This is a genomic window from Streptomyces sp. NPDC047014, from assembly GCF_040644195.1.
Classification (GTDB): Bacteria; Actinomycetota; Actinomycetes; order Streptomycetales; family Streptomycetaceae; genus Streptomyces.
In genome coordinates this window covers 78,225-90,396 of the sequence record NZ_JBEYVX010000005.1, presented here as the reverse complement: position 1 = coordinate 90,396, position 12,172 = coordinate 78,225, and the positions used below count along the sequence as shown (strand labels likewise).

The following is a 12,172-nucleotide window of genomic DNA, read 5'->3' as shown; positions in this document are numbered from 1 at the left end:
AAGGAGCTGGCACCCATGTACGAACCCACCGTCGCCCGGCTCACCTACCGGGCCCTGCTGGGCCGGCGCCGCGCGCTGATCCTCTTCATCCTGCCCGCCCTGCTGATCGTCATCTCGCTCGTCGTCCGGGCCTTCGTCGGCGTCGACGACAAGGTCGCCGCGGACCTCCTCGGAGGCTTCGCGCTGGCCACGATGGTGCCGCTGATCGGTGTCATCGCCGGTACCGGAGCCATCGGGCCCGAGATCGACGACGGCTCGATCGTCTACCTGCTCGCCAAGCCGGTGAAGCGCCCGACGATCATCATGACCAAGCTCTTCGTGGCGATCGCCGTCACCATGGCCTTCTCCGCGATCCCGACGCTCATCGCCGGGTTCATCCTCAACGGCAACGGCCAGCAGATCGCCGTCGCCTACACGATCGCCGCCCTCGTCGCCTCGATCGCCTACAGCGCGCTGTTCCTGCTGCTGGGCACCGTCAGCCGGCACGCGGTGGTCTTCGGCCTGGTCTACGCCCTCATCTGGGAGTCGCTCTTCGGCAGCCTGGTCTCCGGTGCCAAGACCCTCAGCGTGCAGCAGTGGTCCCTGGCCCTCGCGGAGAAGGTCGCCGGGGAGGGGTACGTCGACGCGAGCGTGGGCCTGCCCACCGCCGTCTCCCTGCTCGTCGCTGTCACCGTCGGAGCCACCGTCTACGCGGGCCAGAAGCTGCGCCGCCTCACCCTGGCCGGCGAGGAGTAGAACGCTCCCCGCGGCACCGTCGCGGGGAGCCCCGTACACCGTGCCCCGCCCGGCCCACCGGCCGGGCGGGGCACAGCTTCGCGGGTCATCATCGGTGCATGATCGAGCACCCCGACCCGGAGCCGTCCAGGCCCCTGCGGTCCTGGATACGTTCCTCGCCCGGAACGCACCTCTGGCTGCTGGTCATCGCCGTGACGAGCCTGGTCGTCGTGATCGCGCCCGAACAGACCGAACGGGTCCTGCTCCACCGCAACAGCAGCAATATCCACCAGCTCGTCCAGCACCCCGTCCGGGCGCTCCTCAGCAGCGCGTTCTGGATCGAGAACCCGGCCTCCCTGGCCCTCTACGCCGTGCTCTTCGAGCTCTTCCACGCCCCCGTGGAACGCTGGCTCGGCACCCTGCGCTGGCTCGTGATCGTGGCCAGCGCCCATGTCGTCGCCACGCTGATCAGCCAGCAGGTCCTCCTGACGGCCATCCGGGACCACCGGGCCCCGCGCAGCATGACCCATGTGGTCGACATCGGCGTCAGCTACGGCCTGGCGGCTTCCATCGGAGTCCTCACCTACCGGCTCCCCAGCCCCTGGAAGTGGTTCTACCTGGCAGGGGTCCTGGCCTTCTTCGGACTCCCCCTCGCCACCGGCGGCACCTTCACCGACCTGGGCCACGCGATCGCGGTCTCCGTCGGACTCCTCTCGTGGCCGCTCACCCGCCACGTTGTTTCACGTGAAACATGAGCTGTTTCACGGCTGATGCGGGGAAATTCGCTGGTACGGGTCCCCCCGCCGGGGCAGAGTGACGAGTGCGGGGAGCAACAAAAGGTCCGGGGCAGCCACTTCGAGCGCGCCTGGCGGCGCGGGCTGCCCCGGACCTCTCGTCCGTCCGAACGGGCCGTTCTAAGTGTCGTTCTACGGGCCCTTCTACGGGCCGTGCTACGCGGCGCCCAGCAGACGTTCCAGCACCACGGCGATGCCGTCCTCCTCGTTGGAGGTCGTCACCTCGTCGGCCACCGTCTTGAGCTCCGCGTGGGCATTGGCCATGGCCACACCGTGCGCCGCCCAGCCGAACATCGGGATGTCGTTGGGCATGTCGCCGAAGGCGATGGTGTCCGCCGCCTTCACCCCGAGCCGGCGGGCCGCCAGCGACAGGCCGGTGGCCTTCGTCAGCCCCAGCGGCAGTATCTCGACGATGCCCTGGCCGGCCATGACCACGTCGACCAGGTTGCCCACGGTCTGCCGGGCCACGTCGACGAGGGCGTCGTCGTCCAGCTCCGGGTGCTGGATGTAGAGCTTGTTGAGCGGAGCCGTCCACACGGCCGCGGTGTCCTCCAGGTAGAGGGCCGGCAGGCCCTCCTGCACCCGGTACCCGGGACCGAAGAGGACCTCGCCGTCCACCCCGTCCCGGCTGGCCGCCAGGGCCAGCGGACCGACCTCGGCCTCCAGCTTGGACAGCGCCAGACCGGCCAGCTGCCGGTCCAGGGTCACCGAGGTCAGCAGCCGGTGGGCACCCGCGTCGTAGACCTGGGCGCCCTGCCCGCAGACGGCGATCCCCTTGTAGCCGAGATCGTCCAGCACATGCCGCGTCCACGGCACGGCACGGCCGGTGACGACGATGTGCGCCGCGCCCGCCGCGGTGGCCGCGACGAGCGCTTCACGGGTGCGTTCCGAGACGGTGTCGTCGCCGCGCAGCAGCGTGCCGTCCAGATCGGTGGCGACGAGCTTGTAGGGGAACGGTGCCGGGCTCACTTGGCGATCGGCTCCAGCACCTCGCGGCCGCCGAGGTACGGGCGGAGCGCCTGGGGCACCCGGACCGAGCCGTCGGGCAGCTGGTGGTTCTCCAGGAGTGCGACGATGGTGCGGGGCACGGCGCACAGGGTGCCGTTGAGCGTCGCCAGCGGCTGGGTCTTCTTGCCGTCCCGGTAGCGCACCGACAGGCGGCGGGCCTGGAAGCTGTCGCAGTTCGAGGCGGAGGTCAGCTCGCGGTACTTGCCCTGGGTCGGGATCCACGCCTCGCAGTCGAACTTGCGCGAGGCGGAGGACCCGAGGTCACCGGTGGCGACGTCGATCACCTGGAAAGGCAGCTCCAGGCTGTTCAGCCACTGCTTCTCCCACTCCAGGAGCCGCTGGTGCTCGGCCTCGGCGTCCTCCGGCGCGACGTACGAGAACATCTCGACCTTGTCGAACTGGTGGACGCGGAAGATGCCGCGGGTGTCCTTGCCGTACGTGCCGGCCTCGCGGCGGAAGCACGGGGAGAAGCCCGCGTACCGCAGCGGCAGCTGGTCGCCCTCCAGGATCTCGTCCATGTGGTAGGCGGCGAGCGGGACCTCGGAGGTGCCGACCAGGTAGTAGTCGTCCTTCTCCAGGTGGTACACGTTCTCCGCGGCCTGGCCGAGGAAGCCGGTGCCCTCCATGGCGCGCGGGCGGACCAGCGCCGGGGTCAGCATCGGGATGAAGCCGGCCTCGGTGGCCTGGGCGATGGCGGCGTTGACCAGCGCCAGTTCCAGCAGGGCGCCGACACCCGTCAGGTAGTAGAAGCGCGAGCCCGAGACCTTCGCGCCGCGCTCGACGTCGATGGCGCCCAGCAGCTCGCCGAGCTCCAGGTGGTCCCGGGGCTCGAAGCCCTCGGCCGCGAAGTCGCGGACGGTGCCGTGCGTCTCCAGGACGGTGAAGTCCTCCTCGCCGCCGACCGGGACGTCCTCGTGCACGATGTTGCCGAGCTGGAGGAGGAGCTTCTTGGCGGCCTCGTCGGCCTCGTTCTGCTCGGCCTCGGCCGCCTTGACGTCCTGCTTGAGCTGCTCGGCCTTCTTCAGCAGCTCGGCCCGCTCCTCGGGGGACGCCTTCGGGATGAGCTTGCCGAGCGACTTCTGCTCGTTGCGCAGTTCGTCGAAGCGCATGCCGGAGGACCTGCGGCGCTCGTCGGCGGAGAGCAGGGCATCGACGAGCTCGACGTCCTCTCCACGGGCGCGCTGCGAGGCGCGGACACGGTCAGGGTCTTCACGGAGCAGCCGGAGGTCAATCACCCCTCCAGGCTACCGGGCGGGGCCTGATCGGATCACACCGATATCACGCTGCGTGTCGCTATGTCGCAATTGCAACGAATGCATAAGTCTTGATCGTTGACCGGAAGTGGCCCTTGCCGGCCCGTCAATAAAAGCGGTGCCATTCCCCGGAAAGGGGCACAATGCCGACGGCTCCGGCCCGTCCTGAGCAGGGCGGGAGGGGGTTCTTGTCCACAGGAATTGTCCCCACCCGCAGCTTATCCACAGGCTGTGCGCTTCCTCTGTGGATACAGGAATAGATCATTCCTGATCGGTGGTCCGCCGGGTCGAATCAGGGTTCAAACCACCCTCACACACTCATTCGGGTGGGAAAGGCTCGCTCCAAAGAGTTGATCGGCGATGCGGGGGTGACAGCGTTCACCCACCGCTTGCCAGCGCGAAACCTGGGCCACCTGGCCGATTTGTCGACCTTGTCGGGTTGCCGTGTCGACTTGTCCCCAGGTTTCCTTCTCGGCCTGTGGATAACTCTGTGGACAGTGGACGAAGCCTAGGCCCGGCCGTCGAGGCAGCGTGCCAGCCAGTCGGAGGCTGCCGTGAAATCGCCGTCGGAGGTACCGGCCCGCGGAGCCCGCACGTCACTCTGCGCGACACCGGCCCGCGGGTACGAACCGAGGAAGCGGACCTGGGGGCAGGTGCGCTTGAGGCCCATCAGTGCTTCACTGACCCGCCGGTCCGAGATATGGCCCTCGGCGTCGACGGCGAAGCAGTAGTTGCCGATGCCCTGCCCGGTGGGCCGGGACTGGATCAGCATCAGGTTCACCCCGCGCACCGCGAACTCCTGGAGCAGTTCCAGCAGCGCACCGGGGTGGTCGTCGCCGAGCCACAGCACCACGGAGGTCTTGTCCGCCCCCGTCGGCGCGGCCGGCCGGGCCGGGCGTCCGACCAGGACGAACCGGGTCTCGGCGTTCTCCGCGTCGTGGATCTCCGTGACCAGTGGGACCAGCCCGTAGGTGGCGGCGGCGAACTCGCCCGCGAAGGCGGCGTCGAAGCGGCCCTCCTGGACCAGCCGGGCGCCGTCGGCGTTCGAGGCGGCCGACTCCCACACCGCGTCGGGCAGATGCGCCCGCAGCCAGTTGCGTACCTGGGGCTGCGCCACCGGGTGCCCGGTCACCGTCTTGACGTCCGACAGGGCGGTCCCCGGGCGGACGAGCAGGGCGAACGCGATGGGCAGCAGCACCTCGCGGTAGATCATCAGCGGTTCGCCCGAGGCCAGCTCGTCCAGGGTGGCGGTGACCCCGCCCTCCACGGAGTTCTCGATCGGGACCAGCGCGGCCGCCGCCTCCCCCGCCCGTACGGCGTCCAGGGCGGCCGGGACCGACACCATCGGGACGAGCTCCCGGGTCGCGGCCTCCGGCAGCGTGCGCAGGGCGGCCTCGGTGAACGTGCCCTCGGGACCGAGATACGTGAAGCGGGTGGCTGACATGCGATCAGCCTAATGCCGGGGTGCCGCCCGCCGGGCTGCTGTTCACCCTTCGAGCAGCCGCTGCCCCACGTACTCCCCGGCACGCGGTCCGGGCGGCACCGCGTACAGGCCGCTGGACTCGTGCCGGATGAAGGCCGACAGCGCGTCGCCGCGGTCGAGCTTGCGCTGGACGGGCACGAAACCGCGCAGCGGGTCCGCCTGCCAGCAGACGAAGAGGAGCCCGGCGTCGGGAGTGCCGTCGGGCCCGATGCCGTCGTGGAAGGAGAAGGGGCGGCGCAGCATGGCGGCCCCGCCGTTCTGCTCGGGGGCGGAGATCCGGGCGTGGGCGTTGGACGCGATGACCGGCTTGCCGTCCGCGCCGAGCTTGTCGAGGGCCGGCTCGGTGGTCTCGGTGCCGCCGGTCAGCGGGGCCCCGGTGGCCTTGGTCCGGCCGATGACCTGCTCCTGCTGGGCCAGGGACTGCTTGTCCCAGTCGTCGAGCAGCATCCGGATGCGCCGTATGACGGCGTAGGAGCCCCCGGCCATCCAGGCGTGCTCGGCGGGGCCGGGCCCCGTACCGGGTACGAAGATCCGCCGGTCGAAGTCGGGCTCCGACGGCTTCGGGTTGCCGGTGCCGTCGACCTGGCCCATCAGGTTGCGGGCGGTCATCGGGGTGCTGGTGGCGCCGGGGGAGCGGTTGAAGCCGTTCATCTGCCAGCGGATCCGGGCGGCCTCGCCCGCGGCCTTCTGGACGGCGCGCAGCGCGTGGAAGGCGACGAGCCCGTCGTTCGCGCCGATCTGCACCCACAGGTCGCCGTTGCTGCGCCGGTCGTCGAGCCGGTCGGAGGAGAAGTCCGGCAGCGGGTCCAGGGCCGCCGGGCGGCGGGCCGTGAGGCCGGTGCGTTCGAAGAAGGAGTGACCGAAGCCGAAGGTGACCGTCAGGGAGGACGGTCCGGCGTCCAGGGCGATCCCGCTGTCGGCGTCCGGGGCGCTCTCCCCGGCCATCAGCCGCCGGGCGATGTCGGACCAGCGGCGCAGCAGCGCGGCCGCCTCCGTACGGCCCGCCCCCGCCGCCAGGTCGAAGGCGACGAGATGGCCCTTGGCCTGGAGCGGGGTGGTGATGCCCGCCTGGTGCTCTCCCTCGAAGGCGACCCGGGTGGCGCCGAGGGAGGACAGGCTGCCCGCCGCCCCGGAGGCCGATCCGCCGCCGGAGTCGGTGAGGGCCGCGTGCGCGAGGGCACCGCTCGCGCCGCCGAGGGCGAGCCCGGCGGCGCCGGCCGCGCCGACGGTGCCCAGCAGCCTGCGTCGGGAGATCTCGATGTCGGGGGTGCTCTCGGTCACGCGGGTCAGCCGATCTTCACGTTCTTCTGGACGGTGGTCTGGTCGATGTCGGAGGTGCGGACGGTCACGTCGATACGCCACTCCCCGGCGAGCGGCAGCTGGACCCCCGACGCGGTCCAGTGTCCCGGGGCCGCGCGGTCGGGGGCGACCGGCAGCGGCCCGATGTCCTTGGCCGCGAGGGTGAAGGAGACCTTGATCTCCGGCAGGTCGAGGGGCTTGCCGTCACCGGACTCGGCCCACAGGTGCAGGGTGTTCGCCCCTACCCGGCCCGGGTCGAGTTCGAGCCGGACGGAGCCCTTGCCGTTCGGGCCGCCGGTGTCGAAGGGCAGGGTGATCTTGACGGCGCGGGCCGGGACCGCCGTGGAGCCCGCCGTGTTCCCGGCCTCCTTCTCCACCGTGCGGCCGGGCTCGGTGCTCGTGAGCACCGTGGTCACGACGAGCAGGACCACGGCGACCGCCGTCTCCGCGAGGACGGAACGGCGCAGCCCGGTCCGTCCCGGGTCCGCGTCACGGACCCGCTTCTCCCGGGCGTTCTCGCGGGCGGCCCGCTGCCGGGCGAGCTGGGCGGCCCGCCGGGGGTCCGGGTCCTCGGCGACGGTGACCGCCGATGTTTCACGTGAAACACCGCCCGCGGCGGTCACCTCGACCTCTGTTTCACGTGAAACATCAGCCGTGGCGGTGACCCCTGCCTCCGTTTCACGTGAAACATCGCCCGCCTCCGCCAGCCGTGCGGTCCATCGCCGCGAGAGGAAGGCGATCCCGAGGAGGACGGCGACCAGGGCGACCTTCACCAGGAGCAGCCGCCCGTAGTCCGTGCCGGTGAGCGCGGACCAGCTGCCCACCTGGCGCCACGCCTGGTAGACCCCGGTCACGGCCAGCACCGCCACGCTGACGAAGGCGACGGTGGAGAAGCGCCGGACGGCCGCGCGCTCGATCCCGGGCACCTTGTACAGGGCGACCAGCAGGGCGGCCAGCCCGCCGAGCCAGGTGGCGACGGCCATCAGGTGCAGGACGTCGGCCGGCATGGCGATGCCCGGCTGGATCCCGGTGGAGGCGTGCTCGGCGAGCGCCCAGGTGGCGGCGATGCCGCCGGAGACGACGGCCCCGCCGATGACCAGACCGAAGGTGAGGTCACCGGTCTCCTTGGCCTCCTCGGCGCCCCCGTCGGCCTCGGTCTCCTGGAAGCGGCGCGCGTACACGCCGAAGAGGACCGCGAGGAAGAGCGCGGCGGCGCCCAGCAGGAGCAGCCGCGAGACCAGCGAGGCGCCCGTCTTGGTCTCCAGGACCGCCCGGAGCCCGTCCAGGTCGAACGCGTCGCCGAACCGGCCGGACCCGGTGTACGGCGTCCGCAGCATCAGCATCACGAGGGTGGCGGCGGTCAGGGTGACCCACGCCCGTACGACCAGCTTCTGGAGCGGGCGCTCGGCGGCACCCCGGCGCCAGCACAGCAGGATGAAGGCCGCCCCGCCCACCAGGACGGTGAACCCGGCGTAGGCGGCGTACCGGGCGATCCCGTAGGCGATGCCCACCGGGCCGCCCCCCGCCTGGGCGGTGGGCAGGGTGACATCGGTGGCCGAGGGCGCGCCGATGGAAAAGGTGAAGGCGCCGGAGATGGGGTGGCTGTCGGCGGAGACGGCCTGCCAGGCGACGGTGTAGGTGCCGTCGGGCAGACCGGTGTGCAGGGCGGTGCCGTAGCGGACGGTGTTCCCGCTGCACATGTCGCGCAGCTCGCCGGTGTCCACCCGCCTGCCCTGCGGGTCGAGGACGCGGATGGAGTCGTCGCCCATCGCCACCTGCTCCGAGAAGGAGAGGGTGACCTGGGCGGGCGCCGTGGCGACCACCGCCCCGTCCGTGGGGTCGCTCGCGGTGAGTGCGGCGTGCGCCGCGGCCGGGGAGGCCGCGGTGAACAGGGTTGCCAGCAGGGCTGCGAGGACCAGCGCGAGCCGCGGCAGCAGGGCCGTGGCGCGGACGCGGGCCGCGGAGGGTGCGGGGGCGGTGGCCGTCATGGCGTGTCGGTTCCTCGGTCCGTCAGTGGCCGTTGCCAGCCGTGGATGTCGGGGTCTGCGCGTTGTACGTGCGTTCCTTCACGTCCAGCTCGACCTTGACCGGGCCGGCCTTCTCGAACCGGAGCTCGACGGTGACCTTGTCCCCGACCTGCGGCGTGTTCTTGAGCCCCATGAACATGATGTGGTTGCCGCCGCGCTCCAGCCGGAGCTCGCCGTTCGCGGGCACGTCCATCGCTTGGACCTGCTGCATCTTCTGGTCCTTGGTCTCGTGGATCTGGAGATCGTCGGAGAGCGGGGAGGAGGCGCCCGTGAGCTTGTCGGCGGAGTCGGAGCCGTTCTTGATGACCATGAACCCGCCGGCCATCTTGTCGCTCACCGGCTGGGGCATGAAGGCGCCGCTGACGCTCATCGCGGGCTCGCTCTTGCCGGAGCAGCCGGATATGGCGAGCGCTGCCGTCAGGGAGAGGGCGGCGGCCAGGGTGCGGAGGGTGCGGGTGTTCACGGGTTCTCCCCCTTGATGAGCTTCGGCAGGTCCTTGGTGTAGTTGTCGACGGTCGTGCCCTCGCCGTAGAGGACGTAGCCCTCGTCGGTCTTGGGCGAGAACGCGATGACCTGCGCGCCGTGCATGGAGACGACGCTGCCGTCGGCCTCCTTCTTCGCCGGGTCGATGCCGATGCCCAGCGCGCGGGCGGCGGCCTGGATGGTGGCGAAGTCCCCGGTGAGTCCGACGAACGCCGGGTCCTGGGCCTTGAGCCACGCGCCGAGGGACTCGGGGGTGTCCCGTTCGGGGTCGGTGGTGACGAAGACGACCTGGAGGTTGTCCCGGTCGGCCGCCGGGAGCGCCTTCTTGGCGACGGCGATGTTGCTCATCGTCAGCGGGCACACGTCCGGGCAGTTGGTGTAGCCGAAGTAGATGAGCGTCGGCCGGCCCTTGGTCTGCTCGCGCAGGTTCCAGGGCTTGCCGGTGGTGTCCGTGAGGACGAGCTCCGGCTTGGTGAAGGGGCGGTCCAGAACGGTCGCGGCCTTGGTCTTGTCCTGGCCGCCCGCGATCTGGGTGACCCCGCTGCTCGGCGCGGGATCGGTGCCGCAGGCGGTGAGGGTGAGGACGGCCGCGGCGAGGAGCGCGGCGACCGTCACACGTGTGGTGCGCATGGAGGGATGTCCCTGGGATCGGGGTGTGTCGGGGAGGGGTGTGTCAGGCGGAGCGGCGGCGGGAGGCGATACCGAAGGCGACGCCGCCGAGGCCGATGACGATGCCGGCGATGCCGAGGACGCGCGCGGTGGTGTCGGAGCCGTCCGCGGCCGCCTCGTCGTGGCCGTGCCCGTCCTTGCCGTCCTGGTCGGCGTTCTTGGCCCCGTCGGCCGGGGCGGCGCCGTGGTGGTCGTCGGTCTGGGGGGCGGTCAGCTTGAGCACGGGAGCCGGGTTCTGCGGTTCGGCCGCGCCCTCCTTGGCCTCCTCGATCCAGCGGACGACCTCGCCGTTGTCGTAGGTCTGGAGGGACTTGAAGACCATCCGGTCGGCGTTCTCCGGCAGCTTGCCGACCGACAGCGGGAACTGCTGGAACTTGCCGGGCTCGATCTTGCCGCCGGACCAGGTGACCTTGGTGACGGCCTCGTTGATCTGCTTGCCGTGCACGGTGAGGGGCTTGTCGAGCTTGCTCTTCTCGACCGTCACGGTCCAGCCGGGCACGTCCTGCGGCATGACCGAGGTGAGCGGCTGGTCGGCCGGGAAGTTGACCTCCAGCTGGGTGGTCGAGGCGTTGTCGCGCTCGTTGGGGACCTTGAAGTTGATCGTCGCGTAGCCGCCCTTGGCGGCCTCGCCGGGCTGGACGCCGACATGCGCGAACGCGGTGCCGGACAGGACGAGGACGGAGCCGGCGGCGAGGGCGGCGGCGAAGGAGACGCGAGAGGTCTTCATGGCGGGAGACTCCACGGGAGCAGGGGTGACGGTGGCTCCGCGCACGGGCGCGCGCGGAGTTCGCGGCACCGGCCGTACCGCCGGGTGTCCCGGGGAGGAGGGTGCCGCGTCAGGCTGCGAGGGCGAGCGCGGCGGGCGGCCCGCGGCGGATCACCGTGTGCTGGAGCGCTTCCCGGCCCGTGGGCACGGCGGCCCCGTCGGCGGTCCGGCGGCGCGGCCGCGGGATCCGGACGGGCGTGGCGAGTCCGGCGCGGAGGGCGCGTACGAAGGCCAGCGCGGCCCGCAGCGGACGGACGGCGGTGGTCCCGGCGGCGGACAGCCGGGACAGTTCGACGAGCCGGAACAGCGCGGCGTCCCCACGGCTGAGCAGCCAGCCCGCGGCGAGCGCGGCCAGCAGGTGGCCGGCCAGCATCCCCGGGCTGAGCAGCCCGGTGTCCGGTACGGCGAGGGCCGCCCCGGCGGTGTGCCCGTGCGCGCCGTGCCCCTGCACGGCCATCTGCCCGCCCTGCTGGGCCAGCGCGGCCGGGTCCAGACCGGCGGCCTCCAGCACGCGGCGGGCGTCCGCCGGGCTGAGCGGTACGGAGTTGCCCCCGCACACCAGCCGGGCGGCGAGCTCCGCCAGCGAGCCGTCGGCGGAGCCGGCCGGGGCCTGCGCGGCCGCGGCGCCGTGCTGGCCGAGGCCGAACAGCGCGTGCAGCGAGAGCTGTCCGGCGGCGAGTCCGGCGGCGAGGCCGGGCAGGGTCCGGCGGCGTCCGGCGAGCGGGGCCGCGACCAGGAAGACGGTGAGGAAGCCGGCGCACAGGGACCACCACGGCACGGTGGCGCAGGACGCGAGGGCGTGCCCGGCTCCGGACAGCACGACGCAGACCGCGGTGAACACCGCGGCCCGGATCAGCCGGAGACCGGCTCCGGCGTGCGTCGCATGGGGGTCAGACATGGCCGGGTCATCATCGCACTGCACTGATCCCGTCCCTACGGCAGGTCCGGAAGATCCGCTTGAGTCCCCTCTGTGACCGCCGCGACCACTGCCCCCGCCGCCACCCGCTGTGACCACCGCGACCGCGGCCGGTCGACAAGGAGGCGGCCCGTGTACACCGCTGCCCGGACGAACGGCGTCCGCCGAAAGGACGGAATGCCGTTCCGGACGGTCGCAGCACGCTTACGGTCCCTCGCGGACGGCAATAGGTAACGGTATGAGCATCTGGTGGTCTCTCCACTTGAAGCGCGAGGCCGCGAGCGTGTCGCTCGCCAGGCGGCTGCTGCTGGGGACGATGGAGACCGCGGGGGTGGACCCGGACATCTCCTTCGATCTCTCGGTGGCGCTGACCGAGGCGTGCGCGAACGCGGTGGAGCACGGCGGGTGCGGCGCGGGCCCGGACGGGACCGAGGCGTACCACGTCACGGCCTATCTCGACGGCGACTGCTGCCGTATCGAGGTGACCGACTCCGGGCCGGGCTTCCCGCCCGCGACGGTCGCCCGCCGCAGACCCTCCCTGGCCGAGCACGGCCGTGGCCTGCACCTGATCGCCGAGCTCGCCGACCACGTCCGCTTCCGCAACCGGCCGGGCCGCGGCGCCGTGGTGACCTTCGACAAGGTGCTGAAATGGCGTGACGACGCGCTGCTCAAGGTGTCGTAGAACGCCGGAGGGCGGGACCCCCCAAGGGATCCCGCCCGTCCACGGAAGCAGTCGTCCACGGAAGCAGTCGTCCACGGA

At 71.7% G+C, this 12,172-nt stretch carries 12 protein-coding genes; 3 read left to right on the top strand and 9 right to left on the bottom strand.

All coding sequences use genetic code 11. From position 1 onward, the window contains the following. The first annotated feature begins 15 nt into the window (after window positions 1-15). Entirely contained in the window at window positions 16-735 is a 720-nt protein-coding gene (locus ABZ873_RS05035; protein WP_360865297.1) for an ABC transporter permease subunit, read from the top strand. 98 nt (window positions 736-833) lie between these two features. Continuing rightward, a complete protein-coding gene (locus tag ABZ873_RS05030; protein ID WP_360865294.1) occupies window positions 834-1,469 on the top strand; it encodes a rhomboid-like protein in 636 nt (211 codons plus the stop codon). 195 nt (window positions 1,470-1,664) lie between these two features. Here ABZ873_RS05030 and ABZ873_RS05025 read toward each other — a convergent pair whose 3' ends face one another. The 9 genes from ABZ873_RS05025 to ABZ873_RS04985 form a co-directional block, all read right to left on the bottom strand. Continuing rightward, window positions 1,665-2,477: an HAD family hydrolase gene (locus tag ABZ873_RS05025; protein ID WP_360865291.1), complete on the bottom strand. Its 813-nt coding sequence runs from the start codon at window positions 2,475-2,477 to the stop codon at window positions 1,665-1,667. After that, a complete protein-coding gene (gene serS, locus ABZ873_RS05020; RefSeq protein ID WP_360865288.1) occupies window positions 2,474-3,751 on the bottom strand; it encodes a serine--tRNA ligase in 1,278 nt (425 codons plus the stop codon). The genes ABZ873_RS05025 and serS overlap by 4 nt, the downstream gene beginning before the upstream one ends. A gap of 526 nt (window positions 3,752-4,277) precedes the next feature. Further along, the gene (pheA, locus tag ABZ873_RS05015; RefSeq protein ID WP_360865285.1) at window positions 4,278-5,213 is read right to left on the bottom strand and encodes a prephenate dehydratase; all 936 of its coding nucleotides are present in this window, start codon (window positions 5,211-5,213) and stop codon (window positions 4,278-4,280) included. Between the two features lie 42 nt (window positions 5,214-5,255). After that, the gene (gene efeB, locus ABZ873_RS05010) at window positions 5,256-6,533 is read right to left on the bottom strand and encodes an iron uptake transporter deferrochelatase/peroxidase subunit (protein ID WP_360865283.1); all 1,278 of its coding nucleotides are present in this window, start codon (window positions 6,531-6,533) and stop codon (window positions 5,256-5,258) included. Window positions 6,534-6,538: 5 nt separating this feature from the next. Further along, complete coding sequence (locus tag ABZ873_RS05005; protein ID WP_360865279.1) at window positions 6,539-8,539, bottom strand: copper resistance protein CopC; 2,001 nt, start codon at window positions 8,537-8,539, stop codon at window positions 6,539-6,541. Window positions 8,540-8,561: 22 nt separating this feature from the next. Continuing rightward, the gene (locus ABZ873_RS05000; protein WP_360865277.1) at window positions 8,562-9,041 is read right to left on the bottom strand and encodes a copper chaperone PCu(A)C; all 480 of its coding nucleotides are present in this window, start codon (window positions 9,039-9,041) and stop codon (window positions 8,562-8,564) included. Further along, window positions 9,038-9,691, bottom strand: coding sequence for an SCO family protein (locus ABZ873_RS04995; protein WP_360865274.1), 654 nt, complete (start codon window positions 9,689-9,691; stop codon window positions 9,038-9,040). The genes ABZ873_RS05000 and ABZ873_RS04995 overlap by 4 nt, the downstream gene beginning before the upstream one ends. 43 nt (window positions 9,692-9,734) lie before the next feature. Then, complete coding sequence (locus ABZ873_RS04990; RefSeq protein ID WP_360865271.1) at window positions 9,735-10,457, bottom strand: YcnI family protein; 723 nt, start codon at window positions 10,455-10,457, stop codon at window positions 9,735-9,737. Window positions 10,458-10,566: 109 nt separating this feature from the next. Further along, window positions 10,567-11,394: a hypothetical protein gene (locus tag ABZ873_RS04985; RefSeq protein ID WP_360865269.1), complete on the bottom strand. Its 828-nt coding sequence runs from the start codon at window positions 11,392-11,394 to the stop codon at window positions 10,567-10,569. A 256-nt stretch (window positions 11,395-11,650) separates the two neighbouring features. Between ABZ873_RS04985 and ABZ873_RS04980 the strand changes: the two genes are divergently transcribed. After that, window positions 11,651-12,094, top strand: coding sequence for an ATP-binding protein (locus ABZ873_RS04980; protein ID WP_360865266.1), 444 nt, complete (start codon window positions 11,651-11,653; stop codon window positions 12,092-12,094). Window positions 12,095-12,172: the final 78 nt, after the last annotated feature.

Bases quoted from the DNA above. Each gene is read 5' to 3' on its own strand.
- ABZ873_RS05035 (WP_360865297.1), top strand. From the start codon at position 16: ATGTACGAACCCACCGTCGCCCGGCTCACCTACCGGGCCCTGCTGGGC.
- ABZ873_RS05030 (WP_360865294.1), top strand. From the start codon at position 834: ATGATCGAGCACCCCGACCCGGAGCCGTCCAGGCCCCTGCGGTCCTGG.
- pheA (WP_360865285.1), bottom strand. From the start codon at position 5,213: ATGTCAGCCACCCGCTTCACGTATCTCGGTCCCGAGGGCACGTTCACC.
- ABZ873_RS05005 (WP_360865279.1), bottom strand. From the start codon at position 8,539: ATGACGGCCACCGCCCCCGCACCCTCCGCGGCCCGCGTCCGCGCCACG.
- ABZ873_RS04995 (WP_360865274.1), bottom strand. From the start codon at position 9,691: ATGCGCACCACACGTGTGACGGTCGCCGCGCTCCTCGCCGCGGCCGTC.
- ABZ873_RS04990 (WP_360865271.1), bottom strand. From the start codon at position 10,457: ATGAAGACCTCTCGCGTCTCCTTCGCCGCCGCCCTCGCCGCCGGCTCC.
- ABZ873_RS04985 (WP_360865269.1), bottom strand. From the start codon at position 11,394: ATGTCTGACCCCCATGCGACGCACGCCGGAGCCGGTCTCCGGCTGATC.
- ABZ873_RS04980 (WP_360865266.1), top strand. From the start codon at position 11,651: ATGAGCATCTGGTGGTCTCTCCACTTGAAGCGCGAGGCCGCGAGCGTG.